At 50.6% G+C, this 25,160-nt stretch carries 21 protein-coding genes and 2 tRNA genes; 10 read left to right on the forward strand and 13 right to left on the reverse strand.

The genetic code is table 11. From position 1 onward, the window contains the following. Positions 1–29 precede the first annotated feature (29 nt). The 3 genes from IE076_RS15820 to IE076_RS15830 are packed head-to-tail and all read left to right on the forward strand — an operon-like array spanning position 30 to position 2,948. Positions 30–941 (forward strand): carbohydrate ABC transporter permease, encoded by a 912-nt coding sequence (locus tag IE076_RS15820; RefSeq protein WP_189437762.1) that lies wholly within the window; start codon positions 30–32, stop codon positions 939–941. Continuing rightward, positions 934–1,821 carry a carbohydrate ABC transporter permease gene (locus IE076_RS15825; protein ID WP_189437763.1) on the forward strand — a complete coding sequence of 296 codons (888 nt, stop codon included), beginning with the start codon at positions 934–936 and terminating at the stop codon, positions 1,819–1,821. Before IE076_RS15820 ends, IE076_RS15825 begins: the two co-directional genes overlap by 8 nt. A gap of 14 nt (positions 1,822–1,835) precedes the next feature. Then, positions 1,836–2,948, forward strand: a complete 1,113-nt coding sequence (locus tag IE076_RS15830) for an ABC transporter ATP-binding protein (protein ID WP_189437764.1) — start codon at positions 1,836–1,838, stop codon at positions 2,946–2,948. 82 nt (positions 2,949–3,030) lie between these two features. Here IE076_RS15830 and IE076_RS15835 read toward each other — a convergent pair whose 3' ends face one another. Next, positions 3,031–3,477 (reverse strand): RrF2 family transcriptional regulator, encoded by a 447-nt coding sequence (locus IE076_RS15835; RefSeq protein ID WP_189437765.1) that lies wholly within the window; start codon positions 3,475–3,477, stop codon positions 3,031–3,033. 372 nt (positions 3,478–3,849) lie between these two features. Here IE076_RS15835 and IE076_RS15840 point away from each other — a divergent pair, with 372 nt between their 5' ends. Next, on the forward strand, positions 3,850–4,071 hold the full coding sequence (locus IE076_RS15840; RefSeq protein WP_189437766.1) for a hypothetical protein: 222 nt from the start codon (positions 3,850–3,852) through the stop codon (positions 4,069–4,071). A gap of 756 nt (positions 4,072–4,827) precedes the next feature. On the opposite strand, the gene IE076_RS15845 is transcribed toward IE076_RS15840, so the two are convergent. Further along, positions 4,828–7,848 (reverse strand): autotransporter family protein, encoded by a 3,021-nt coding sequence (locus tag IE076_RS15845; RefSeq protein WP_189437767.1) that lies wholly within the window; start codon positions 7,846–7,848, stop codon positions 4,828–4,830. A gap of 650 nt (positions 7,849–8,498) precedes the next feature. On the opposite strand from IE076_RS15845, the gene IE076_RS15850 reads away from it, so the two are divergent. Continuing rightward, a complete protein-coding gene (locus IE076_RS15850) occupies positions 8,499–9,668 on the forward strand; it encodes a hypothetical protein (RefSeq protein ID WP_189437768.1) in 1,170 nt (389 codons plus the stop codon). A 327-nt stretch (positions 9,669–9,995) separates the two neighbouring features. Further along, complete coding sequence (locus tag IE076_RS15855) at positions 9,996–10,922, forward strand: LysR substrate-binding domain-containing protein (RefSeq protein ID WP_189437769.1); 927 nt, start codon at positions 9,996–9,998, stop codon at positions 10,920–10,922. 136 nt (positions 10,923–11,058) lie between these two features. Here IE076_RS15855 and IE076_RS15860 read toward each other — a convergent pair whose 3' ends face one another. The 5 genes from IE076_RS15860 to IE076_RS15880 all read right to left on the reverse strand — a co-directional run bounded on the left by IE076_RS15860 (position 11,059) and on the right by IE076_RS15880 (position 14,289). Continuing rightward, a complete protein-coding gene (locus IE076_RS15860; RefSeq protein ID WP_189437770.1) occupies positions 11,059–11,832 on the reverse strand; it encodes a SpoIIAA family protein in 774 nt (257 codons plus the stop codon). Between the two features lie 327 nt (positions 11,833–12,159). Beyond that, positions 12,160–12,465: a TehB-like domain-containing protein gene (locus IE076_RS15865; RefSeq protein WP_189437771.1), complete on the reverse strand. Its 306-nt coding sequence runs from the start codon at positions 12,463–12,465 to the stop codon at positions 12,160–12,162. Beyond that, positions 12,446–12,901 (reverse strand): hypothetical protein, encoded by a 456-nt coding sequence (locus IE076_RS15870; RefSeq protein ID WP_189437772.1) that lies wholly within the window; start codon positions 12,899–12,901, stop codon positions 12,446–12,448. The genes IE076_RS15865 and IE076_RS15870 overlap by 20 nt, the downstream gene beginning before the upstream one ends. After that, positions 12,898–13,380: a group III truncated hemoglobin gene (locus IE076_RS15875; protein WP_189437773.1), complete on the reverse strand. Its 483-nt coding sequence runs from the start codon at positions 13,378–13,380 to the stop codon at positions 12,898–12,900. The genes IE076_RS15870 and IE076_RS15875 overlap by 4 nt, the downstream gene beginning before the upstream one ends. A 222-nt stretch (positions 13,381–13,602) precedes the next feature. After that, the gene (locus IE076_RS15880) at positions 13,603–14,289 is read right to left on the reverse strand and encodes an MOSC domain-containing protein (protein WP_189437774.1); all 687 of its coding nucleotides are present in this window, start codon (positions 14,287–14,289) and stop codon (positions 13,603–13,605) included. Positions 14,290–14,340: 51 nt separating this feature from the next. Here IE076_RS15880 and IE076_RS15885 point away from each other — a divergent pair, with 51 nt between their 5' ends. From IE076_RS15885 to IE076_RS15895, 3 genes are all read left to right on the forward strand, one after another. Continuing rightward, positions 14,341–14,559: a hypothetical protein gene (locus IE076_RS15885; protein ID WP_189437775.1), complete on the forward strand. Its 219-nt coding sequence runs from the start codon at positions 14,341–14,343 to the stop codon at positions 14,557–14,559. 27 nt (positions 14,560–14,586) lie between these two features. Further along, positions 14,587–16,227, forward strand: coding sequence for an FAD-dependent monooxygenase (locus IE076_RS15890; protein ID WP_189437776.1), 1,641 nt, complete (start codon positions 14,587–14,589; stop codon positions 16,225–16,227). 379 nt (positions 16,228–16,606) lie between these two features. Further along, entirely contained in the window at positions 16,607–17,665 is a 1,059-nt protein-coding gene (locus tag IE076_RS15895; RefSeq protein WP_189437777.1) for a class I SAM-dependent methyltransferase, read from the forward strand. Between the two features lie 170 nt (positions 17,666–17,835). Here IE076_RS15895 and IE076_RS15900 read toward each other — a convergent pair. Continuing rightward, a tRNA-Phe gene (locus IE076_RS15900) sits at positions 17,836–17,913 on the reverse strand. 257 nt (positions 17,914–18,170) lie between these two features. Here IE076_RS15900 and IE076_RS15905 point away from each other — a divergent pair. After that, complete coding sequence (locus tag IE076_RS15905) at positions 18,171–18,350, forward strand: hypothetical protein (RefSeq protein ID WP_189437778.1); 180 nt, start codon at positions 18,171–18,173, stop codon at positions 18,348–18,350. Positions 18,351–18,732: 382 nt separating this feature from the next. On the opposite strand, the gene IE076_RS15910 is transcribed toward IE076_RS15905, so the two are convergent. The 5 genes from IE076_RS15910 to IE076_RS15930 all read right to left on the reverse strand — a co-directional run bounded on the left by IE076_RS15910 (position 18,733) and on the right by IE076_RS15930 (position 25,158). Then, positions 18,733–20,847 carry a DEAD/DEAH box helicase gene (locus IE076_RS15910; RefSeq protein WP_189437779.1) on the reverse strand — a complete coding sequence of 705 codons (2,115 nt, stop codon included), beginning with the start codon at positions 20,845–20,847 and terminating at the stop codon, positions 18,733–18,735. Then, positions 20,847–21,770 (reverse strand): HamA C-terminal domain-containing protein, encoded by a 924-nt coding sequence (locus tag IE076_RS15915; RefSeq protein ID WP_189437780.1) that lies wholly within the window; start codon positions 21,768–21,770, stop codon positions 20,847–20,849. Before IE076_RS15915 ends, IE076_RS15910 begins: the two co-directional genes overlap by 1 nt. Positions 21,771–22,393: 623 nt before the next feature. Further along, positions 22,394–22,469: transfer RNA gene (locus IE076_RS15920), tRNA-Phe, on the reverse strand. A 202-nt stretch (positions 22,470–22,671) separates the two neighbouring features. Beyond that, complete coding sequence (locus tag IE076_RS15925; RefSeq protein WP_189437781.1) at positions 22,672–24,060, reverse strand: M20 family metallopeptidase; 1,389 nt, start codon at positions 24,058–24,060, stop codon at positions 22,672–22,674. 33 nt (positions 24,061–24,093) lie between these two features. Then, positions 24,094–25,158 (reverse strand): 3-carboxy-cis,cis-muconate cycloisomerase, encoded by a 1,065-nt coding sequence (locus IE076_RS15930; RefSeq protein WP_209009186.1) that lies wholly within the window; start codon positions 25,156–25,158, stop codon positions 24,094–24,096. Positions 25,159–25,160 lie beyond the last annotated feature (2 nt).

Below are 25,160 nucleotides of genomic sequence, written 5' to 3' on the forward strand. Positions count from 1 at the left end.
GCTAGTCCCTTTGAGTAAAGAGAGCCCCTATGTCCAACCCCCGGCAGCGCAAGCAGCAGATGTCTGTTCTTGACAGATTGCAGCGATATTTGCCGCAGCTGGTGGTCGCACCTCCGTTCTTACTCCTTGTCTTCTTCGTATACGGCTTTATCGCGTGGACCGGCATCATCTCACTGACCGACTCCCGCATGTTGCCGTCCTTTGATATTCAGGGCTTTCAGCAATATGCGCGGTTGTTCGCCATGGACCGCTGGGATGTTGCGTTTCACAACCTGCTGATCTTCGGCAGCCTCTACGTCCTTTTTGCGCTCATGATCGGATGCCTGCTTGCGGTCCTGCTGGATCAGCACATCCGCGCCGAAGGGGCGCTGCGCACCATCTATCTCTACCCCATGGCGATCAGTTTCATCGTCACCGGCACCGCATGGAAATGGATTCTCAATCCATCACTCGGCATCGAAAGCTACATGCAAAAGCTGGGGTGGGAGAGTTTCCAGTTCGACTGGATCGTGAACCGCGACATGGCAATCTACGTGGTGGTGATCGCAGCCGTCTGGCAGGCTTCAGGCTTTGTGATGGCCCTGTTCCTGTCTGCCCTGCGCACCGTGGATGAAGACATCATCCGCGCTGCGCATCTGGACGGCGCCAGCACCACACGCATCTATATCGGCATCATTCTGCCCTCTCTCAGGCCCGTGTTCCTGTCGGCCTTTGTTATTCTGGCGCACCTGTCCATCAAGAGCTTTGACCTTGTGGTCGCGCTCACCAATGGCGGGCCGGGCTATTCCTCTACGCTTCCGGCGAACTTCATGTATGAAATGGCATTCCGGCGCAATCAGATCGGCCTTGGCGCCGCCTCTGCCATGATGATGCTGGCAACCGTTGCCGCAATCATCGTGCCCTATCTTTATTCCGAGTTGAGGGCAAAACACCATGGCTGAACCGAAAACACTCCCCGGCGCCAACGGCAAACGCTATCTGCTTGGCCGTGTCTTCATCTGGTCTTTGCTGCTGATCGCTGCGGTTCTGTATCTGGGTCCGATCTATGTGGTACTCTCCACCTCCCTGAAGGACTTGGCAGAGATCCGCGCCGGAGCGCTGCTCGACCTGCCACATGAAATGAACTTTGCTCCGTGGCGCGAGGCATGGTCACAAGCATGCATCGGTGTGCGGTGTGATGGTCTGCAGCCCTATTTCATGAACTCGGTGATCATGTCGGTGCCGTCAGTTGTCATCTCAACCCTGATCGGCGCACTCAGCGGCTATGCCCTGTCGCTCTTCCACTTTCGCGGGGCCAACATCATTTTTGCGCTGATGTTATTTGGCTGCTTTATTCCGTTCCAGATCGTCATCCTGCCCATGGCGCAAACGCTTGGCTATCTGGGCATCGCCAACTCCATCACCGGGCTGATTGTGGTGCACACCATCTACGGCATCAGCTTCACCACGCTGTTCTTCCGCAACTACTACGTCTCTGTTCCGCAAGAGCTGGTGCGCGCCGCAACCATGGACGGGGCAGGGTTCTTCCGCATCTTCTGGCACATCATGCTGCCGCTCGCATTGCCCATCATCGTGGTCTCCGTCATCTGGCAGTTCACGCAGGTGTGGAACGAGTTCCTGTTCGGAGCCAGTTTCACCTCCGGCGGATCCCAGCCGGTGACCGTAGCCCTCAACAATCTCATCAACTCAACCACCAGCGTCAAGCAGTACAACGTGGATATGGCCGCAGCGCTTATCGCAGCCGCGCCAACCCTTGTTGTTTACATCATTGCTGGACGTTTCTTCGTGCGCGGGCTCACCGCCGGCGCCGTCAAAGGCTAGAGGCATTCTTCCACATGGCGACCATATCCATTGAACATGCATCAAAGTCTTTTGGATCAACAGAAGTTCTGCGCGACATCTCGCTGGATGTGAAGGACGGCGAGTTCCTCGTTCTGCTTGGCTCCTCCGGTTGCGGAAAATCGACCCTGCTCAACATCATCGCGGGGCTGGACCCCCTTGCGGATGGTACCATCCGTCTGGATGGCGAAGTGGTCAACGATGTCCACCCCAAAAACCGCGATATCGCCATGGTGTTCCAAAGCTATGCGCTGTACCCCAATATGACCGTGGAGCGGAATATCGCGTTCGGGCTGGAGATGCGCAAGTACAGCAAGGCGGAGCGCAAAGCAGCCGTCCGCGAAGTCGCCAGCCTGCTTCAAATCGAGCATTTGCTGTCTCGCAAGCCCTCCCAACTGTCCGGCGGCCAGCGCCAGCGCGTTGCTATGGGACGGGCCCTTGTGCGCCGTCCCAAGATCTTCCTGTTTGACGAACCGCTCTCCAATCTGGACGCCAAGCTGCGCGGGGAGATGCGCACGGAGATCAAGAAACTGCATCAGACGCTCAAGGCGACCATGGTGTATGTGACCCATGACCAGATCGAAGCCATGACGCTGGCAGACCGCATTGCCATCATGAGAGACGGCGTTATCCAGCAAATCGGCACCCCGCAGCAGATCTACAGCACACCCGCTAACATGTATGTGGCTGGCTTCGTTGGTGCGCCGCCAATGAACTTTGTTGAAGTTGAACTGGCCCGCCGCAAGGACCAGTTTGGCGTCATCCTGCCCGCAGTGTTGAAGGGGCAGCCGATCGAGTATTTCTTGCCCTTGCAGGAAACCGAACAGCTTGCTGGCCGTGAAGGCAGCAAGGTCGTCCTGGGACTGCGCCCGGAGATGATCACCCACAACGCCTTCGGCCAGTCCTCTGCTCCGGAAATCGAGTGCGACGTGGAGCTTGTGGAACCAACCGGCGCCGATACGCTCTGTCTTATCCGCCTGGCAGGACAGCCCGCCAAAGCCCGTGTATCCCCGCTCTTCGCCTGCGAACCGGGCGAGAGTATGCGCTTCTCCATCGATACCTCGCGGATCTGTCTGTTTGACGGGAAAACAAAGCAGCTGATCGGGTAGGGCAGCCCTGAAAGAAATCTGGCGCCGGACTTTGTGCAGCCCTGCGCCAAACCAACATCTTCTGTTTAACTTAGAGCCTGAGTTAAGCCGACTTGACCTCAAACGCTTCCGGCAAAGGCAGGCCAAAAACCGCGCGTTCAATTGTCATGTCGTCCAGCACACCCATGAATGCACCGGAGGCTTTCTGCATGAGTGGTTTCAGGCGGCAGGTGGGCAGGAAAGAACAGCTAATTGCGCTGCAGTCATCATCGCGCAAACACTCTACCACTGCAAAATCACTCTCTACCGCACGAACCACGTCGCCGACGCTGATGTCCGTTGCAGGGCGCCCAAGCTTAAAGCCACCACCGCGCCCACGCATGGTTTTCAAAATGCCCGCGCGCGACAGCTGATTGACCAGCTTCATGATATGGCCACGGGAAAAGCCTTGCTGTTGCACGACCTGCTCAATGCGTTGAGTCAGGTCGGGTTGCATGGCGCACTGCATAACGAGTCGCAAAGCGAAATCGCTTGCCTGATTTAAACGCATACTGGGCCTCCAAAGATATGAATTGGATATATCATATTAGTGTGCGGCGCAGAACAACGAAATCAACATTTTTTTACAACCGTACTAACTAATTGAAATATAAGTGAATTACCTCACATCAACCACGTTGGCCACAACTCATACCCACAAAGATATAAATTAAATATTTCTTTTATCGCGACTCATGTTAAACATACTTATGAATTAGATCTTTAGAGGCAAGAGGGGCTCAAGCATAGTAAAAAGCGAGAAATATCAAGGGCTGTTGGTTCAATAAATCGGCAGAACACCAGTGGAAATACCTTCCAGGTCTCCCTCGCGGCTACAGCTTAAGTCTTTCGCTCTGAGTGTAATGTTCTTTGGAGGCTCATTATGTTGCCAGCAATTGTCTTAATCGCAGAAGGTCTCGTCGTTCTTTGGTTCCTGCTGTTTCTGACGATGATCACGAGCATTTATCTGGACGGAAGAGATTATGGTCCTTCCAAAGCCAGCACCGTAGAGCGGTCTTTCCTCAAACACGTCCGTATCTTCGTATCTTTGGGCATCCCAGCCGGTTGCCTCGTTGCACTCGCAGACGCTTTCCAGTTCATCTGAGAATAATCAGGAGGAACACATGAATATCTATAATTATCTGCCCGCCATATTCATCTGGGGCATTGTGCCTGCCCCGCTCTGGATCTGGTTAGGTCTCGCTTGGTACGTTTAAAGGCATTTACCTTTAGATCGGGGGGAGACTGCGATATCCCTGCTTGAAGCTGCCTGCCAGCTTTCAAAGCCAGCCAAAAAGGCGAGCAAAAGAGGCAGACTGGCCTGCCGTTAAAGATGCCAAAGAAAAAGACTGTGCCAAAGCACGACAGCTTATGTGAAGCACGGCGAAAAGCGCATCTACCTACGAAGATAATCGGTCGGGTACCGCAGTATCACAACGACACTGAACCACCGAATTATCGCGGCAGGCCAGCATCTGCGAAAGACGCTTTCAACAAACCGCCTGACATGGCTCAACCCAGAGCCATCAGGCCCAGGATCACCAAAAACACCCACATCGGCAGCCAAACGCACTCCCAAACTCCAACACCCCGCGTTTGGTTGTCGGTACCCACCAAGATCTTTAAGGCGAACCCCGAGCTGCTGTTGTTTGGTCGGCCTGCCATTTTAGTTCCATAATTGACATTATGAGCAAACTCGATGGAGGCGCAAAGCTAAACTGTCTGTCCTATGCAACCTCAAAAGTCATTTCGTCGTCAACTCATCCGGTTCTGAACCGAGTATATTGCTACCAAATATGAAACCGCCGATGCGAATTGCACCGGCGGTTTGAGTTTCATATGTGGGTTGTTCTTGCCCTCATCAGAACTTCGCGTTCAACGAAGCCTTGACGCTATGGTCTTTGACATCACCGGAGAGCAAGCCATCGTAGGCCAGTCCAATCTGTGCAGTTTCAGAGTACATGAATGACACACCTGCGTTGAGAACCGCACTGTCCTGCTCTGCAGCAAGGCCGGTTACATTAAAGGTTCTGCCGCCATCAAATGCGTTCTCAGATGTAAAGCCTTCGTCATCATAGATGTGCTGCCATGCTACGGAACCGGTCAGTGCCAGTTTACCAGAGGTGAGCTCAAACGCTTTGTTGAACCGCACGCCAAGGTTGGTAACTGCAGTTCCTTCAGATGCAGAATTCACTTTCAACGCAGCATCCCCGCCGCTTTCAGTGAAGCCTTCGCTACGAACATGCACGTAGGCTGCGCCTGCAAACGGAGTTACAGTTGCAAAGGAGGTTTCAAGATCATAGCCAGCCTCAGTGAAGACCTGGAATGTACCCGCGTCATAATCGGCAGACAGTTCCTCAGACAAAGCGCCAATACGCACGTCCCGGTCGCTCTCGATCTGGTTATAGGTATACGCAAGCCCTGCTTTCAGATTCGCGCCACCTGCACGGGCACCTGCATAGGTGCCAATATGGTAAGCATCCACGGATGCAGATGATGCCCCGTCAGCATCAATGGAGGCATGGCCGTATCCAGCAGTGAGACCAGCGCTGAAGATTTCATTCAATGGTGTGTCAGCACCAAAGATGACGCCCCCGGTATTCCGATCAAGTCCAGCTGCGTTGCCATCGCTGTCCCAGTTACCCCATGCACCGTACGCCTTGGCCCATACCTGACGATCACCAGAGTTGCCCTCTTCCAGTACGGCAGAGCGTAGGAAACGGCTGTCTTCTAAGAGAACGTTGTTGACCGACGCATAAAGGTCGCCAGATAGTTGATCATAGGCGTCTCTTACCTGCGCTTCAGAAGCGAGTCCTAGTATCGCACCGTTGAGTGGGCTGCTTGCAGAAAGGCTTTCTAGCCCCCCAACAACCGATTGCTGGTTTGAGGTATCAGCAGCATCAAAAAATGTCTTTTCGTTGCGATCAAGTTCCAGATAGACGTCGTTTGTTTCGTATGCCAGGCTACTATCATAAAACCAAAGATTACTCTCAACATTGGCAAATTCACCTGTGAGTGCACCTCCGGCTGAAAGGATGTTAAATCTACCAATACCAGTGTAGTTCTCAGTTAAATCCCAATTTACATTACCGTTGCTATCCAGGTAAGAAATATTTTCTTGCGTAACTCGAACAGTCACACCGTCACCAATAGTCACGTTGCCTGTTACTTCCAGCTTATCGGAGGTACCGTCTTCCTTAATCTCTACATCGTAGAAAGTGCCATCACCAAAGATAGTATCTCCGGTAGCGCTCAATGTTCCGATTGAGTTGCCCGGCGCAACGCGACCACCGGTTTGAACCTCAATCGACTGCACGGTTCCTGAGCCTCCGAGAACCCCGTTTTCGAGAACTGTGACGTCACCCAACTCACCATTCACGGACAAAGTCGAGCCTGCATCAATGGTAGCTTCAACAGTGCTGTTGTCGCCGCCCAAAGACGTGTTACCAGCGACAAATTCAAAGTTGATATTATCACCAGTCAGGCTTGTATCAAATGTGTAGTCGTCACTGGTGTGGTTAAACACCAGAAGCCCACCAGCTTCGGTGAAGTCGATATCGCTTGCAAGAAGGTAGCCAGCCGCTGCGGCTTCATCACCTTTGGCTGCGCCGATATTAATCGTACCTTTAGCGCCCAGTTCTACCGTACCCATGCCATCTTGAACAGAAACAACGGCACCGTCACTGATGGTTAGGGTGCCTTCACCGCCACCACCGACTGCGAGTCGTTCAGACACGTCCAGTTTAGAACCCGCCCCGGAAACAGAAACACTGCCGTTGCCGCTCGCTTCGTCGCCGATGATCATGTCAGAGGTTGTGACAGAGCCGCCATCATTGATCTTGAGCGAACCTGTGCCAGTAGAGCCAACTGTCAAACGTCCAAAGTTTGACCAAGTAGAACCATCACCAGAAACAAAGACATTTCCCGTGCCTCCCGTTTCATCACCTTCATAGTATTCTGATTTGTTTCCGCCAATGAAACCGTCGAACGAAGAGACACGACCACCTTCGGTTATGTTGAGGTTACCTGTGGAGCCGGCAAACTGGCCCAGAACCACAGTACCTTCTTGTTCTAAGAGTGGGTTGTCAATTTCTTCTTCAGGAATACCTGAAATCACTGACGCCATATACTTGGTAACAAAATCCCATGAGGAACCTGGACCCGACACGGTCACGTTTCCTGTCGCACCTGTGCCTTCGCCAATTACGGTAGCAATAGAAACAACATATCCATTATTTGAGATAGCAACCTCACCGGACCCGCCAGCACCCTGATCACCTTGCCCTCCTACGGCGACCATGGCCGAGAGGAATGTGCCACCATTGGCGACTTGCAATTCACCAAAAGTTCCAGCGCCCTCACCCAAAAAGGTCACTCCAGAAAGAAGAGACGAGTTCACGCCATCTACAATGAGATTTCCGCTTCCACCGGAAAACTTCCCAAGAAGAGTTTCTTCGGCGGCCACAGCGGCACCGTCAAGTACGGACAGCGTCCCCTCACCGCCAAAGCCGAGCATGATCTCTCGTGACACGGCAACGTTAGTGTCCTGACCCTTTACAATAACAGAGCCCCTGTCTCCAGCAGGTACGCCATCTTCAAAACCTTCTTTGAAGCCAATCGCAACGCCACCATCAACATAGATATTGCTACCATCGTCAATTGTCAGCGTTGCGCCATCTGGGGAGCCAACACCAACATCTCCATAGAGAGTGTCTTCTATGCCGCTGAGAGTGGTATCCTCTGTAACGATTTCCTGAGAAAACGCTGGTGAGGTGCTGAGAAGAGAAAGAGCCGCCAAGCTTCCAACGAGCGCTGTCTTAGAAAGAAGCGTTCGCTCGATTGATGCGCCATTCATGCAGCCACGTGCAGTTATCTTAATCATTGTGATTTCAACCCAGTAGGAATCAGTTAGGCATTTCTAACGCAACCCTAGGATGTAATCAACTTTCTAAGAGTGCTAATTAAATCCAACTCTTGGATAATCAAATGTACCAAGCATATTGTTCAAACGTGTCTCATGTTTGCATCAAAGCACGACCAATCGAAAGTAGGTCGGCTGCAATGAAAACCCATATCTTCATACCTGCTGCCAATTCTGCGTTGTTCCCGTCGAACTGGAACAAAACACCTAAAGCACTGGGTCGCGTGCCTACAGAATGCGGTACATTGGGGCCTTCGACCTCCAGAGCCAGAGCGCTTCGGCAAGGTGCGTACTGTTTGCCTATTGTCGGCTCTTAAAGACACTTCTACTTGGTTGCTGCATCTGTTGGAGGCCTCTTTTGTTGCGCGACAGCCCTAGAAGAGCAAAAAGATATGACGCTCTCCTCAGGGATACACTGTAGGACGTATTTCCGCCTCCTCACGCAACTCAACCAGCTTCCATTAATAATACTTGTTAAGCTTAATAAGCAGCTAGAATTGCATTGAGCATTTTTGAGCGTCAAAATTAAATTGAATTAAATTTAGCATTTTATTCCGTGAGCATAGCAACACTCACTGGATCCTTAATTTATTAGTTCACGAGATTCAATCATGCTGCAAAATACAACCAGTGCTTTTAAAAACCCATCAAGTGTTGGGTCTGGTGCAACGCAGATCATCAAGGTGCTTGATAGAGCAAGATGGGCTCCGAGCGGAGACAACGCTCAACCTTGGAAGTTCGAGTTGCAAGGCCAACGCGCCGTTCGTGTACACATCACGCCTCCGTCCGAGCAAGTTATCTATGAATACGGAGGCCGACCGACTTTAATCGCAATCGGCGCACTCATAGAGACTATGAGTATCGCAGCTTCACAATACGGCTGGTCGACAGCTTATACTTATCATCGAAAGGGAGAACTCTCGCAGGTCGATATGGTGTTCACTGATTGCGATCACACAACTACAGATGAGCTCTCCGAGTACATTGAACAGCGCACGACAAATCGATTTCCATACGAAACCGAACTCTTATCTTCTGATCAAAAGCAAAGACTTGAAGCTGCTATCGGGCCCAACTTAAAGGTTCGCTGGCGTGAGGACTGGCGTTCTAAGTGGCAGGCGATCGCAACCAATATGAGGGCGAGCAAGCTCTTCTTCTCCATTCATGAAGGCATGGTCATGAGAGAAAAGGGCGTGCACTTTGATGATGACTATCCAGAGAAAGGGTTGCCAATCTCATCGGTAGGGTTCAGCAAGCCGATATCAGCTATGATCCCTTGGGCAAGTAAAACCTGGACCAGAACACGTATCCTGAACCGATACTTATTAGGCTGGTTGAGCGCATCGCTTGAACTAGATGTCTCACGCGGTTTCAACAGCGCAGCCCTTTTTTCAATGCACTGGACAGACGACAAAACTGAAAGAACAGACGAAGAAATCATAGGAGCCGGGCGCGCACTACAACGCTTCTGGCTTACAGCGGAAGCGCAGGGTTTGGCACTTCAGCCAAGTTATGGCCCAATCGCATTTTCCGCTCTCGCTGATGACAATGTACGCTTTACGAAGGATAGTTGGGCTCTCCGAGATGCCAGAAAACTAGCGAACTCAATTCAACGCGTTTATGGAACTACTGGCGATCAAATTGCCTTTTTGGGGCGAGTTGGCAAGCCAATAAAACGATCAGACGCGCCAAGATCCTGGCGTCAGCCCCTCGCCGATCTGATGAAAGATCAGGAAGACGACCTCCACGAAGCGATGACCGTCTACGAGAGAAGTGCCTGAAGTTAAACCAGCAGGCATTCCCGGATGTGAGATGAGGGCGGATGGGTACGCCGGTCAAGAAACTCGCATCTTGCCGGTGTGCGCTCTCGCATAGCGATTTAGAGTTCCCACCAACGCTTAGTTTGAATGTCTCTTTCCGAAAGCCCAACGTCCCGACGAAGGGCGTTGCGTTCAGAAGGTGGTGGTTGAACAGGTTCCTGCGACTGACCGGCAGCAAATTTTTTCATAGCAAGGTAGATTGAATGTAGAATAGACATGACTTCATATATCCATGCAAACAGGGCGAATGGAAATGAAACCTACCAAAACGTACTATGAAGGATTTTCATGATCATTCCAACCAATGCGATCCCTCCTCTCCAGTGCCTTCGTGCTTTTCTAGCTGTCGCCCAGTTTGGAAACTTCACCCGTGCGGCGGACGCTCTTGGGCTTACGCAAACAGCCGTTAGTCATCAAATAGGGCAGTTGGAAACCCACATCGGCGCGCCCGTCTTTGTTCGCAATCGGCCAAACGTCCAGCTTACCGATCTCGGAAGAAAACTTCTTCCTAAGGTAGAAACTGGATTGAGCGGCATCTGGGATGCATTCAAAGAGGCCCAGAACTCAGATAAAACACAACGTATCGTGGTTTCGGCCTCCCCCGAATTTTGCACGCAGTGGCTGGCACCTCGGCTCGAGAAATTCTTCAATTTGTATCCATTGATCAGCTTGAACATGATCCTTGAGTATCGCCGTGCTGACCTCAATTCGGGCAAAATCGATGCCGCGGTATGGCTTGGAGCAGGTCATAAAGGTTTATCCGCGACTAGGCTTGCTGTCGAAGAAGAGTTTGCTGTCTGCTCCCCAGAACTGGCCAAGGACTTACCTGAATGGCTCGGATTGTCAGTTGCCCCTTTGCTCCAATATGCAGGCGCCCGGCACACTGTTCTCGATTGGGAACGCTGGTTTCAGCAGTTATATGGTGTCGCGCTCCATGAGTATGCGCCTGGTTTTAAGTTTGAGTATGGTCCGGTCTTCGATAGTTTTTCCGATATGATAGCTGCCTGCAAGCGCAGCGAAGGTTTTGCGCTTGTTCGCTCGTCACTGGTGGCGAATGAGCTTTCCAGCGGACAACTAAAGCGCTGTTTCGATGAGGCTGTTACCTCAGATCTGCACTACCACATCGTGACATTACCCAATGCCCAATGCAGACCTGAAGTTGAGCAGTTCCGCCAATGGATCGTCGCAGAAGCAGCATCGGGTCAAGTTAATTGAAGAACACGGCGCAGCACCATACACCCCGACCAAAGCCGATCGGAGATAGATATGATCCAAACGCCGGTAGCTTCGTGTTCGCACTCTCTGGGTGGTAGCTACCTACTGGGTAGGAGGCAGCACATTAGTGCGCGACTTAATTTTCTTTAGGCTTTGCGTCCAGCCAATCCCAGGCTTTGTCTTCATCCTCGGCTTTAAAAGATTTGATTTCTATGTCGAGGAAGTCTTTGGGGAGTGTGTGGAGGACCTTTTCCACCCACTCAGGTGGGCCCACAATGGCATAGCGTTCTGCTTTTTGCATGGTTGCAAGGCGCGCGGACAGTAATCCGCTTTGCATGAAAATGGCGGGATCTATGCCGCCAAAATGCTTGATCCTGTTTAATAGGAATATCTTGTCATGACCATCGAGAAACGTTTTCAGGTCTTCTAAAACGGCTGGCATTTCTTCAGCGGAAATCATGCCGTTTATCTCAAACGCAAACAGCTTGTCGTTCGTGGTGTTCAGACGACGGAATCCTGGAGTTTGTTGCCCAGTCGTTGCAGGCTTTTCCGCAACCCACTCTCTGGCGCTCTCAACTTGGCTAGAGCTAAAAACCCTACGATCGATGACCGGGAACACCTTATTAAAAAATCCGGCCACGGCTTGCGGCCATTCCTTATCGGAGATGACAGCACAGCGGCTGAACTGTTTGATATGCCTAAAGAACTCAAGGTCGACACCTAAGCCTTCCACCATTGCATCTTTGGATATATCCGTCACTTCATTAAAATCCAGCAGAAGGTGCAGATGCGGATTTTTCTCCAACTTTTTGGCAAGAATTCCCTCAAATTCTTTAACATCGCCTGCTGATATTTTATCACTAAAGCGCACGTCAAGAACGTGCTCCGCTGCAGAAGTATGTTTGAACATAACGCTTTCCTATTTTTTTATTTTTAAGCCTATGCAATTCTATTTTGGCACTTAAAGTAAAATAGAACGCTCGGCCTGCGTTGATGCTTAACTTGCTCTGGCCAACGTAAAATAGAAGCGACCTTTATTAGCAACCCGGCAGTACTTCTAAATACCTGACCTCCTGAAAGACTAGCTTTCCTTACGATACGGAACAACCGACCATGAGCTGTGAACCAGGAAGGTTAAACGTCAGGTGCGATTGCTATCAGACCCTATGTGACGAGTGTGCACGCTCCTCCACAAATGGCAGGAACCGTTCAGTCATTAATCCTCTTTGGCAGCGGCCTACTCTTTCTCCTTGTGGGTTGCCGAGTAGAATTCTACGAAGAAAACTGCGTCCTTGCTTGGGTTTGCACTGTGTAGGCTCTCCGGCACAATAACCTGCTTCTCACCGGCTACGACTTCACGGGTCTCATCCGAATCCACATCGTGGAACTTCACGGTACCTGCGCTCACACAAAGGATGCCCCAGACGCCGGGTTTGGTGGAGTGATCCCGTGCCAACGCTTTGGGGAACGAGCCCTCGGAGAACTCTTTGGTTGTGCTGTATTTTACAAGTCCATCAGGCAGCTTAATATCTGAGAGTGGCATCGGACTTCTCCTTGAAACTAAGTAGGACACAGGAAGCTACAAGCATGGAAATCTTGAGGATTTCGACTGCCACGAACACCAGATGCAAGTAGCTGGACCCAACGGGTTCGCCAACAATGAGTGACTGTGTGCGTTCACTCAGCGGCGGCATGACGAAGCCTTGCTGAACAATCAACGCAGCCAGTGCGGCCAACAGAAAGCATTTCGCACCCAGAGAAAGCTTCTCACGTATAGGAGGATAGAAAAGCGGCAGGATCAGGAGCGCCGCGAAGATGATTTCGGCGATACCCACCCACTGAAACTGCGCCCGCCCCACTTCAAGCAGTTGGGGGATCGTCAATGAGGCTACCTGAAACTTGGCAGGCGCGACAATCAGAGATCCACCCAGCACGACCCCAGCCCATAGGGATGTCAGAAGAAAATAGTACTTTCTCATGCGCCCTCTCCTCGAAACATAGCGGTCTTCAGAGTCTTGCCGATGCGCGCGGCCCGGCCTGTGAGAAATTCGGTTGCTGCTTCGGACTGGGTTATGTCCTGAACGGTGCGTTGGAACAGGTCCAACCAGATATCAAAATGCCACGGTTCAACAGTCTTCAACACCTGATGCGCGGGTACTGGCTTTCCAGAATACGTCCCGGCATTCAGTGCGATCGACAGCCAGAATGATTTCATCTTCTCCAGATGCTCAGGCCATCGGTCGTCAATCGGCTCATCAAAGAGCGGCCTCAGGACCGGATGCGCCTTCACCCGCGCGTAGAACTCCTCGACAATCTCTTCCAGCACCTCAGGCGTTATGCCCATTTCCAATACCGCTGATTGCTGCTTAAGCCTGCGCTTGATCGCTTCAGGCGATGCCTGTGCGCTCTTTGCCTTAACCGCCTTACCGTCAATGATTTGAAGCTGACCTGTTTCCATTGGAACCTCTCTGACCTAATAAACATATATCTTATGTATATGTTTTATTCAAATCATTGAGTGCAACTATTTTGACGCACCACAGTACCCTCACGCCGCATCAGACAACAGTCAAGACACACAGAACCGGCCAGTCCAATCTACGTCAGTTAGGAATGACAAAAACGTGGTCCTTCTGAGGCGGTGTCCGACCGGCGAACCCTTCGAGTGTCCGGTAGTGTCCTAGGAGATAATCACGTCTTGCCCGACTTCGATAGCACCCGTCCGCACAACTTTGGAGTAGACACCAAAATTCACATCAAACTCCCGCGCAATCGGCCTCAGGATTTCAGGCTCAAACTTCAGGTCGTCTTGCTCGATGGTCACCATTCTGCAGCGCTCGGTCTTGTGGGTCACTTCCAGCTGAACCTCGCCTATTGTCAGCACCTTGCCAATCAGATCACCATCGCTAGCATGCTCCGGAGCATCCAGAATGATGTTGGAGCGGAACCGGCGCTCATCCACCCGTGCATCTGGAACGAGACTTTGCAACTTGGCCAGTTCTGAAGAGAGCAACAGATGTACAGGGCCGTCATCAAAATGCGGGATGTCTTGCTCAGGCACAATCGCCACCGGTTGACCAAGAAACTCGGTCAGCTGCCCGTTGATGTCTTCGGAGTGAACATCAACACGGCGCCCATCCGGAAAGCCAACCGACAGGCTGTCTCCACTCGAGAAAGCGCGTAAGGCGAGCAGATTGTCAATGCGCCTGAAGCGCCGCGTGTTCTTGCCACTACCGAATTTTCCCTGCTCATTGGCGATTGCAAAATGCCTGTCTCCAACTACGCCTCTCTCGTTAACCTCAAGTTTTTGCAGAGTTTCTCCAAGCAGGGATTTAATCGGATAGTGCCATAACGCCTGAACTTTCAAAATTTGTCCCTTTTCCAAAATTGGTTATGGAGCCCGCTCGGTCTGCTCAATATGGAGCAAGTTGATCCTCTTCCGCAGGCATCCGGTAAAGTTGTGGGCAGCATGCTGGAGCTGCAGTTTGATCAGTTCAAGGCGAAAACCGGCACGCATGGTTCTATCAACACCAAATCTCACTACAGACTGCAGCTTACCCTATCCGGCACCTGCCCATTTTCTGACCTTTTTTGCCGTCATACAGATATTTACTTACCTAAGGTAACTTCCCCCTGACATGCTTTTAAGGATGAACCAAGCGAAATGACTGGCGCAATAAATTCTGAGACAGACGTTCTTATCGTCGGTGCGGGCCCGACCGGGCTGACACTTGCCATTGAGCTGGCTCGCCGGGGGGTATCTTTCGAGCTGATTGACCGCAAACCCACAGCCAACCGCAAAAGCGCCTCTGTCGCTCTGAAAGCACGGACGATGGAGATCCTATGGAACCTTGATCTCGCCGAGCGGTTCCTTGAGCGCGGATTGGAGATCAAGGCAACCAACTTCTTTCTCGGTCACAAGCGATTTATTACGACGGTTTACAGCCAGCAAGGGCTGGATACGCCCTACCCTTATCTCGTGAGCTTACCGCAGGAAGACACCGAAGCGCTTCTGACACAAAAGCTTGAGGCACTATCAGGAACGGTGAAACGAGGCGTAGAGTTACTTGACCTTGAACAGTCCGAGGGTCAGGTCACTGTGACCCTCAAGTCTAAGGAAGAAGGGACCCATAAGCAGACTGCGAAATGGGTCGTGGGTGCAGATGGGCACTACAGCGCTGTGCGCCAGGCAATAGACATGAACTTCGTTGGCCCGCTCTACCCCGAGGAATGGGCAGTCATCGACGGAGAACTTGCCAACTGGCAGTATCCGATAAACAACGCCTGTGTGCAGTTGCAGCCGCCGTGCGTTTTTGCGGTTCCACTGGGCAAAGGCCGGTTCCGCGTTTACCTTTGGCCGCGCCCGACGGGCAACGACCAACTTGCTGAAATCAACACACGGCTTTCTTACATTTGCCCAGAAGGGCAGCTGATAAATGCCGGGGAACCGCAGATCTTCAGGTCCGGATCGCGCCTGGCACAGAAATATCGTGAGGGACGTGTCTTTCTCGCCGGTGATGCCGCACATATTTCAAACCCCACTGAGGGTCGCGGCCTGAATGGTGGCTTGCACGATGCCTACAACCTTGGCTGGAAGCTGGCAGAAATTGTCAAGGGCAACAGCTCACAAGCACTTCTCGATTCCTACGATGCAGAGCGCAGGCAAATCGGGGACGAGTTTGTCGAAACCGGCAAGGAAGTCTACAGCTGGATGCTCCCCCAGAACGCCGACAAACGCGATGAGTTGGTCGAAGAGTTCCATAAGGACGGGAATCAGAAAAAGTTTGCTGTAGCCGAGATGGAAATTACCTTCACCTACAGCCAAAGCCCCATCACAGCGGAGATTGGCTCCAACCCGGGCTACTCCCCCTACTACACAGCACTGGGCGCACGCATTGGCGATGTTGATGACCTGATTTGCGACAAGGGGTCTGTTCGCCTTTATGAGCTTTTGAAAGGGCTCGGCCCCAGCCTCTTCATCTTACTTGGAGATGCGGACCACACGCAGGTTTCTGAAGGCTTGCAATTGCTGAAGACCATTCGCAGCAACAGTCCAAATGGATTTGAAACTGCCGCACTCGTCGTGACGGGAGACGCTGCGCAAACCAACCAGCCCGCAGGTGTGGTAAAAGATAGCACAGGCAAACTCCATGAACGCTTGTGCAGCAATGAGCCCAACCTGTGCATCATCCGGCCGGATGGTCATCTCGGTTTCCGTTGCCAACCACCTTCTGCGGAAAAGACCAGACAGCACCTATCCCTCATCTACCCCACCTCGCTGCCGGCAGATGCAAGCGTAGGCTGAAGCAACCGTATGATCGCAGTTTGTTTCAAGAAATAGTGATCCAGAATGCATATGCTGGCGACACTGAAGACACGCCCCGACAAGTCTTGCATTCGTCACGCAAATATCCCGAAGAAAAACATAGAGATAAGACCGGCAAGGCAATTTTCTCTAAGTCAAATTGGGGGTATCCACAAACATTCCTGCGATAAGCACCAATAAAGTAGACAACAGAAATAATAATTACTTAATCAACACATTAAGTCTACGTTTGCACCAATTACATTAATAGTCATGTTTTCCAGAGTCTCGTACTTATGCTTTGAGCGCTTTTACTGAGAATAGACCAAAACACCTCCACGAAGACCTTTAATCAAACAAGAAAACCGGATGGGTGAACATGACGGAACTTAACTCCAAGAAACTGGAAGCACTAACCGAAAAAGTTATGCACGATGCGGCTGGTGCACTTGCAGTGTTGATGGCGTATTTGGGAGACCAAGCTGGCGTTTACGCCGCTATGGATGGGGCAGGCCCACTTTCTTCTGAGGACTTAGCAAAGCGCACGGGGTTGAATGAGCGATACTTACGCGAATGGCTTAGCGCAAACGCGATTGCCGGTTATGTGGACTACGACAAGGACGCAAATAAGTTCAGCTTGAACGAAGAACAAGCAACCGTGTTTACAAGAGAAGGGCAACCAACTTGTTTGCAGGGATTCTTCGAGAACATCGTTTCTATCTACGAAACCTACGACAAAGCCGTTGAGACTTTCAAATCTGGCAAAGGGCGTCCCTGGAGTGATCAGTCCACGTGTTGCTTCTGTTCTATCGACCGGTTCTTCCGCCCCGGTTACAACGCAAACCTGATTGATAACTGGATCCCAGCTCTTGACGGTGTTGAAGCGCAGTTGAAATCGGGTGGGAAAATCGCCGACATCGGTTGCGGTCTCGGCTCCAGCTCAATCCTGATGGCGAAAACCTATCCCAATTCCAAGGTTGTCGGCATTGACTTTCACGCTCCCTCTATTGAGGCAGCACGTCAAAAGGCTCGGGACGAAAATCTGACTAACATCGAATTTGTTGTTGCCCGCGCTCAGGACTTCGAAGAAGCAGATTTTGATTTCGCATGCGTCTTTGACGCACTACATGACATGGGAGATCCGATAGGCGCCGCACAACATATCAAAAGTGCCCTCAAGCCCAATGGTACGTTCATGGTCGTTGAGCCCGCAGCAGGTGACACCCTTGCAGACAACATGGGCCCGATAAATCAGATCTTTTATTCCGGATCAACTGTCGTGTGTCTTCCTGCCTCCCTCTCTCAGGAAGGGCAGTATGGTTTGGGCGCGCAGGCCGGCGAAGCCAGACTAACCAAAGTCTTGAAGGACGGTGGCTTTACCAGTGTCCGCCGAGCAACTGAAACACCAACAAACATTATTCTGGAAGGTCGACCATAGTTGACCTGCTCCCCAGAACCTCACCGACTTGGATAAGATCCCGCCTGACATAAAGGCGGGATAATCCAGCCAGAAACTGGCGCAAACGTGTCAAGCCGCGCAGGAGAGCTGCCAAACCTTCAAGCAGATCATCTGCGTAGTTTGTATCTAACAATTTTGAAGAAGAAGAGTGGTGCCCGGAGGCGGATTCGAACCACCGACACGCGGATTTTCAATCCGCAATTCTTGTCGATAATATGACTTATGGCAGTTGCACATAGTAAAGATAAAGCTACGTAAGGTCAATAACATACCTTATCCCAAAAATATAAGTATAGAAAACATAATTTTTTTTAATGTCCCCTAAACAGCGGACTTTTTTTGTACACAGAACTATGAATTCAACAGAAAAACCATCTATTTTTGATTTACTACATGCAGTACACATCATATTACTGCTTTTCACCTCACAATAAAAACTGGGGTTTCTAAAACCACAACACCTACAATTGTTGGAAGCGCAAAAATGGATAAACCTGTAACACTTGAGGACTTAAAGATGGCTAGGAAAGTTGCCGCCAAAGTGGTTATGCGTTTCGGCGACCGCTATCTACCTATACTGGACCGCCTAGATGAGGAGTACAAAAAAATGAAAAACCGTGAGAATGCCAAATCCCGCGCCCGTGCAATCCTTGACGAAGACTAATCCCACCGTAGCATTTCTTAGTTGCGGAGTTTCCAATACAGCCGTGATCGATGCAAATGTCCGTAGTTCGATGTGCCCACATCGCAAATGCTACTCGACAAAATCCTCCACACCAGAAAACTCCTCCTCATCTTACGTCCCTTTTTTGGATGTTCGGAGCAAACAGCGATATGCACCAAGAATGGGGATCTCTCCAACCCATTGGCCTGACTTGCATCAGTCCACCTACCATCTCCTGAGAAGATAAAGGCATACTGGACCGCAGTAGCACTGCGCCCCTGTGCAGCTTTTTTAAAGAACCAAACCTAGACGAGGAGCAAGCCTACATAAATTAGGCCATAAGCATAATATCCATACGACGAATATAGATCGGGCATAGCGCTTAGTGCGCATGCCCTCCTGTCATTTCTTCGTCTGGCGTAATCCCGTCGAAGAAGAACCGGACCACGTAGCGATCAAATAGATCTAACGTCTCTATCTTCGATACCGCGTTTACTCCAACTTCCTTAAAGCGTTCGAGCGTTCGGCTTAGATCCATATTGGGTTCTTCAAAGTTGACCAATCCAGACGTGTGGATTTTTCTCGAAATCATGCGCGGCAGGCCATATTCCTCAAGGTGGTAGACCGCGCTAGGCAAGAATGCTCGACTCATTTTACCGATGAAAGCCGAAATATCGATTGTAGGATCGACGATCATCTTGTGAAGCTCGTTCGTGTCACTAAGGAGGGCTGACAACTTGAAGGTTACGGTTCGTTCAAGTTTGAAAAATTCTTCAATATCTATCCCGTCGTCTTTGAGGGACGAAATTATCTTTGAAAGGTCAGTGCCCCAATTATCTGAAATAGCTTTAGTTGCGGTCACAAGTTTCTTGTATGGAGTATCCCAGTTCCCGGGTTTGAGTTTAAGAACTCTGTAGAGCATGGCGTCCCATTCCTGAGGGTTCTTAGAATTTAGATATCCGAAGCCGCGCCACTCTTCAGGACTTTCCTTCATATCCATAGCCAGACGAAGTAAGAAATCTGCATCACTATCTTGCAGTAGGTTTTCTCGCTTGATACGTGTGAAGTTTTCAGCTCCAACAATCGAGGACATTTGTGTTCGAAACTCAATTATGCGTTCAAGCTGCAACTCTGTGAGTTGATCCGCATCTTGATGCTCGTCCAATGTGCCGAGGATTTTGTCGGGAAACTCAATCTCTAGTTGGGTTTCCTCCGACTTGGGAGGCGCGTCCAAAAGATAAATATTTCCAACGAAATACTTAAACATCCGACCGCCACGCCCAATAATATTCTTATAGCTGAAGTCCGTGAGGTTGTTTCCGCCTAGCTTGCTCCTCCAAATTACAACATTTTGCGCAGACGTGTTCACGCCCTCGATAATTGAAGACGTAGACACGATGCTGTCGAAACCATCTTCGTACTCAAATAATTTTACCTGAAGTTGACTAAGACATCTATGCATGCTGCCGTTATGAACGCCGATTCCTCGATCAGCTAGATCAGCCAGCACCCAATCCGACTGGTAGTTCTGTCGAAGCCATCTAGCAAAACTGCTGGTATAAATAGAATCTCGGATAGGCATATGCTCAGTAACAAGGTCCGAGATTTTGTTTATTTCAGTGTATGTGCCTGCGTATATCAGAGTTTTCTGACTATCTCGGGAAATAAGCTCAATCAACTTTTCCCCTTTTTTGACTTCATCACCACCTAGTTCTTTGTAGGGCTCGTTGATGTCGAGATAGACCGTATTGAAGTCTAACAGTTCCAGAAATTCCATGTCACGAGTGAAGGAGTTTTCGCCCAGCTCTTTGATATTTGGAGCAAGATAGTATCTCTGATTAGCCTTCTTGGATAACTTAAGGATTGCCTTAACAAGTGAGGGAGCTCGCTGAGGGTCATGTTTCTGGCTCGCTTTATAAAACTCATCAACAACGAGCAGGTCAATCACCTCGAGTAACGGGAGGTATCCAAAAGCACGTTCTTGAGGAAAGATGAGGATATTCTTATCCGCGAGTCGCGTATCAGGCGCTGTAATAATTGTATATTCTTCTGAAAACTTTTTGAATAGTCGGCGGCGTGTTTCGTCCATCAGGGCGATCGTCGGGACGATTATCACCACATTATCTGGGCGCTTAGCCGCGATAAACGCATCGATGATGAAACTTTTTCCGAAGCTTGTAGGTGCACTTACTGCAATATTTTTACCGTCCAAAAGTTTAGCAAGGACGTTCGACTGCTCACGATGCAGTGTAGCCACTCCTCGACCAACATCCGCCTCGTATGCTTGATGGACATACCTTTGATCCCACGAAGCATTTTCGAGGCGCAAGTATGGAAACAAGCCAGTTGCGCGAATCATATGATTCACGACCTGCGGATACTCCTGCTTAGTGCGATCGAGATCGGCAAGCAAACGTATCAGAAGATTTCTACCTGCAACTTCGCTTTGCATCGACAAGAGATCGTTTATCTCAAAACAAGTATCAAAAATATCCATCAAGCTTGCTCTTTATAAAAGGCGACAGCTTTTACAAATGCGTCGACGATTTTCTTTTTGTTCGGAACTGGAAAAAGAATTATATGAAAATTCAGGTCTTCATACTTGTGAACCTGTCCAGATTTTGCCTTTTGCTTAATAAAATAGGCGTCGGCGCGCCCCTTGTGAAACGCGGCGATATCGGCTTTGTAAGTATCAGTCAGTTCATTCGCATGAGACGTTGTCGAGCATTCGTGCAGGACAAGGATTGGAATGTGGATCCTTGGCTTTAGTTGGTCAATAGACTCTCTATTACTTAACGCAGATTTTATTTTATTGAGAAGCTGCGGGTCCATATGAAGGCTATCAAGATCAGACAAACTGGTAATAATTGCGTTTTCTTTCTTCAGTTTGTCTGTCGAAAGTGAGGTAATAACCGAAGCAACGATAGAGTCCAAACGAACGTCGGCAATTGAGTTGTAAAATTTTGCCTCACCAAACCACAGAGTAAAATCATCCCCCTCTACGACGATATGAACGCTATCTGCACCCTTTGCATTGTCCTGCACATTTTGCTTATAGAAAATCTTAGGAACTACTGGTAGCGCCCCAAATCGATGACGCATTAATCCGTACAGAAAAACTTCCGCGATCTCGCTGCCCTGCCCTATATTATCACGGTCCGTGAGCCGTAAATTCTGAGCGGCAGCAACGAGACTTGTGTAATTCTGGTCAATGAGGGCAGATCGCTCCGTCGCCGACAGAGCAGTCTGAGCAATGTTATCCCATAAATAACTTTGGAACTTTGAGTAGCGCCACTCTGCATCCTCAAAGTCATTTATTAGGCTTAGCACGCGTTTATTAACTATGCTGGTAAGCTGGGGAACCGAAGTAACATTGGCAAGCGTATCATCAATTAGAAACTCAAATGAATGTCCGGACAAAAATATTAGGCCTCCAAATTGAGTCGTAATTCGCCGAAAGACAACCTATAGGAGGTAAGGCATACGTCGCAAGTGCTACATATTATCAATCTGGATAATTTTCGCAGTTGTTTGCCATATTAGTTCGCAAGCGTAGTCTTTGCCATTTGAATGTTTCTTAGACACAGTTGTGACGTGCACGCTGGCTACTAAAAACTCAATACAATCGACTAACGGGTTGCAGAAGTCAGTTAGTCGTTAGTACAGCCAGTTGGCAAGCTAAGTCAGCTGCACCAATTTTTTCTCAATGTTCGGGAATAGGTCGCCGCCAAGAGCTTAAAACACGGGGCAAATCACAGGGCAAAACTCATTATGATTTCGTTCTTTACGCCTTAATTGATGCTTCATAGCTTTCCCCCTACGCACAACATTCAGAAGTGAGAGACATGCTAACGCTCGTACTCAATAAGCTAACTGCAAAAATCGACTCCTCTGAGAGAGATTACAAATCGCCTATCGCAGGTATCCCACAAATGAAATTTATGTCCCCTAAAATATCGAGCAAAACGTCCCCTAATTTGGCACGTAAGCCCACCATATAAACATTCAGAAATTTTAACACATTGATTTAAAAGGGGGAATTGTGGTGCCCGGAGGCGGATTCGAACCACCGACACGCGGATTTTCAATCCGCTGCTCTACCAACTGAGCTATCCGGGCCTGTCGCGTTGGGCGCTGTGCCCCGCTGAGGTGAGCGTCTTATAGGGTGCCAGATTTCGTCTGTCCAGCAGGCAAATGCATTTTTTTCAAAGAAATTTGATTTCTCCACTGCCTGATCAAAAATTCTGCGTAAGCTCCTTAAATCATGAGGGTTTTCGGCAGACCAATCCCCCATATCTTGCACCGCCAGACGTCAAACCACTCAAGCGGGCGCTCCATTTTCTGAAATATCCCAAAACAACGCCACCATATTTCGCAGGGCATCCCGTGCGACTGGCTTCAGGATGTGTTCATTGGGGGCATGCTGGGAGCAGCCTGCATAGGAGTGCGGTACCCAAACCGTGGGCAGGCCCAGAGTTTCGGCGAAGCACTCATTGGGCAGTGAACCTGCAAGATTTGGCAGGAGATGGGGGCGCTTACCGCTGGTCTGTTCCAGAGAGGCCATCGCCATCTGCACCCACGGGTTATCCGGAGAAAGGCGGGTGGCGTGGAAGAAGCCACGCTCTTCCTGCGTTACCTCCACGTTTTCAAACCCGTTTTCATCCAGATGCTTGCGCAATGACGGGAGCAGACCATCAACATCAGTCCCAACCACATAGCGCAGCTGGCAAACGGCGAATGCAGAGCCATCAATGGCATTTACGGGCGCGTCCGGTACGCCGCTTTTCATGGCCAGTACAGCAAAGGAGTTCCAACCAAACACGCGCTCTGCCGGGGTAAGCCCCTCTTCGCCCCAGTCCTCATTGATTGCCGGGCCCTGACTGTCGCCTACGGGCAGTTCGCTGAGTGCTTCCCGAATATCCGGTGTAAGGCTGGTGGGACGCCAACTCGGAATCCTGATCTGCCCGCGCTTGTCCGCCACGCAAGAAATCGCATTGGCAAGAATGATCGCCGGATCTGCAAGCAACCCGCCCCAGTTGCCGGAGTGGTTTGCTCCTTCGCGCAGATTAACCTGAAGCGTGAAGGTCTGCGCCCCACGCGCTCCAGTAAAAACAGTTGGTGTATGCGCCTGCAAACGAGGGCCGTCAGAGGCAATGAGCACGTCTGCCGCCAGCATCTCCTTATTCTTTTCAAAGAACTCCTGCAGGCCTGCAGAGCCGGTCTCCTCAGAGGTTTCAAGGATCACCTTGCAGTTAAAACCAAGCTGTTCCTTTTCCTCCAAAAGGCACCCCAGCGCATGCAGATTGATGAGATGCTGGCATTTATTGTCTGCCGTACCGCGTCCGTAGATACGCTCGCCATCTTCTTCCAGAACAAACGGATCTCTACCGCCGATCCACTCTCCGGCCTGCCCAAGCACCACATCGCCGTGGCCGTAGGTCAAAATTGTTGGGAAGCTCGGGTCTTCAATACGTTCCGCAAACAGAAATGGGCCACCAGCCGGATCTGGATTGTCAAAGATCTGGGGTTTGAAACCGAGATGCTCCAGAAGCGGCAGCATCTCCTCTTTTAGATAACGCATGAGCTGCGGTTTTTGCCGAGGCTCCTGACTTTCCGTGGGTATTGCCACCAGTCTGGCCAAGTCAGTGAGGAATGCGCCGCTATCGAAGTAAGTTTCCGCCCGCTGGATTGCTTCAGTGCGACTGGCCATTCTCAACCTCCCTGTCAAATTTGATCAGGTCAGTTAATCACTTACGGCCGTTCCAATCCACTCTATTTGCTGCAAAAGCTGCAGTGCGCTGTGAAGACCGCTTGCCGTTGCCATGCACATTCCCGGCAGGACCATCCATTCCAGCGCCCATGCTGCACCAGACCGTTCCTGTTCATGCACCAGTGTGCTGTGCATAGCGGAGATCTGACTGCTGTTGTAGCGGGCAAGCGTCACCAGAAGTTCCGCTTTAATGGGGTTGTGCTTGTGCGCCATGGCAGAGGACCCTCCTCCGCCGGACAGCTTGACCTCGTCGATACCCTGCTGCGCCATCAGAGTGATGTCGGCACCCATCTTACCAAGACTGCCTGAAATCATGGAAAGGACATTGGCGTAGCCGACCAGATTGTCCCGCTGCGTGTGCCACGAGTTTGGGGTGACTTGCAGCTCCAGTTCCGCAGCCATTTCAGCGGCAATAAACTGAGTAGGTTTGCCCTGTCCGCTGCTGTTCCCAACCGGTCCGCCATATTGCAGCACAGCAACCAGCTCAGTGGCATCACTCAGCCTTTGTTGATGTCGCTTCAGCGGTTCAATCCATGTTGTGATGCGGTCTCCCGCTGTTATGGGCAGAGCAGCCTGCATGCGCGTTCTGCCCATCAGCATGCGATCTACATTCGCACTCTTCAGTGTTTTCAGCGCATCAAGTACACCTGACAGGTGCCCCAGCAAGATGGCGGAGACATCCTTCAGCGCTAAAGCCAGCGCGGTGTCCATCACATCCTGACTGGTGGATGTCTTGTGGCACTCCACAGCATAAGGCTCAGCAATGCCAGCACGCAGCTGCCTGATAAAGGCCGGGATCGGTACACCGTCTTGGGCAACCCCGGCGCTAAGCGCTTCGATATCGGGCGTGAAATCTCTACAGCCCGCAAGCACCGCATCTTTCGCTTCTACTGAAATAAGTGCATGGGAAAACAAGGCGTTGGTGAGAGCCACTTCATAGGCCAGATAACGGTCCAGAGTTGTTTCAAGAGCAAAGGCTTGTTGGACCTCCTCATCTCCAAACAATCCGCTCCACATCCGGTCAGTGAAAAGGCTCACAC

The organism is Pseudovibrio japonicus (genome assembly GCF_014651595.1).
In the GTDB taxonomy this organism is placed as follows: Bacteria; Pseudomonadota; Alphaproteobacteria; order Rhizobiales; family Stappiaceae; genus Pseudovibrio; species Pseudovibrio japonicus.

Excerpts from the sequence above, each read along its gene's own strand:
- IE076_RS15820 (WP_189437762.1), top strand. The coding sequence starts at position 30 with ATGTCCAACCCCCGGCAGCGCAAGCAGCAGATGTCTGTTCTTGACAGA.
- IE076_RS15825 (WP_189437763.1), top strand. The coding sequence starts at position 934 with ATGGCTGAACCGAAAACACTCCCCGGCGCCAACGGCAAACGCTATCTG.
- IE076_RS15830 (WP_189437764.1), top strand. The coding sequence starts at position 1,836 with ATGGCGACCATATCCATTGAACATGCATCAAAGTCTTTTGGATCAACA.
- IE076_RS15835 (WP_189437765.1), bottom strand. The coding sequence starts at position 3,477 with ATGCGTTTAAATCAGGCAAGCGATTTCGCTTTGCGACTCGTTATGCAG.
- IE076_RS15840 (WP_189437766.1), top strand. The coding sequence starts at position 3,850 with ATGTTGCCAGCAATTGTCTTAATCGCAGAAGGTCTCGTCGTTCTTTGG.
- IE076_RS15845 (WP_189437767.1), bottom strand. The coding sequence starts at position 7,848 with ATGATTAAGATAACTGCACGTGGCTGCATGAATGGCGCATCAATCGAG.
- IE076_RS15850 (WP_189437768.1), top strand. The coding sequence starts at position 8,499 with ATGCTGCAAAATACAACCAGTGCTTTTAAAAACCCATCAAGTGTTGGG.
- IE076_RS15855 (WP_189437769.1), top strand. The coding sequence starts at position 9,996 with ATGATCATTCCAACCAATGCGATCCCTCCTCTCCAGTGCCTTCGTGCT.
- IE076_RS15860 (WP_189437770.1), bottom strand. The coding sequence starts at position 11,832 with ATGTTCAAACATACTTCTGCAGCGGAGCACGTTCTTGACGTGCGCTTT.
- IE076_RS15865 (WP_189437771.1), bottom strand. The coding sequence starts at position 12,465 with ATGCCACTCTCAGATATTAAGCTGCCTGATGGACTTGTAAAATACAGC.
- IE076_RS15870 (WP_189437772.1), bottom strand. The coding sequence starts at position 12,901 with ATGAGAAAGTACTATTTTCTTCTGACATCCCTATGGGCTGGGGTCGTG.
- IE076_RS15875 (WP_189437773.1), bottom strand. The coding sequence starts at position 13,380 with ATGGAAACAGGTCAGCTTCAAATCATTGACGGTAAGGCGGTTAAGGCA.
- IE076_RS15885 (WP_189437775.1), top strand. The coding sequence starts at position 14,341 with ATGGAGCAAGTTGATCCTCTTCCGCAGGCATCCGGTAAAGTTGTGGGC.
- IE076_RS15890 (WP_189437776.1), top strand. The coding sequence starts at position 14,587 with ATGACTGGCGCAATAAATTCTGAGACAGACGTTCTTATCGTCGGTGCG.
- IE076_RS15895 (WP_189437777.1), top strand. The coding sequence starts at position 16,607 with ATGACGGAACTTAACTCCAAGAAACTGGAAGCACTAACCGAAAAAGTT.
- IE076_RS15905 (WP_189437778.1), top strand. The coding sequence starts at position 18,171 with ATGGATAAACCTGTAACACTTGAGGACTTAAAGATGGCTAGGAAAGTT.
- IE076_RS15910 (WP_189437779.1), bottom strand. The coding sequence starts at position 20,847 with ATGGATATTTTTGATACTTGTTTTGAGATAAACGATCTCTTGTCGATG.
- IE076_RS15925 (WP_189437781.1), bottom strand. The coding sequence starts at position 24,060 with ATGGCCAGTCGCACTGAAGCAATCCAGCGGGCGGAAACTTACTTCGAT.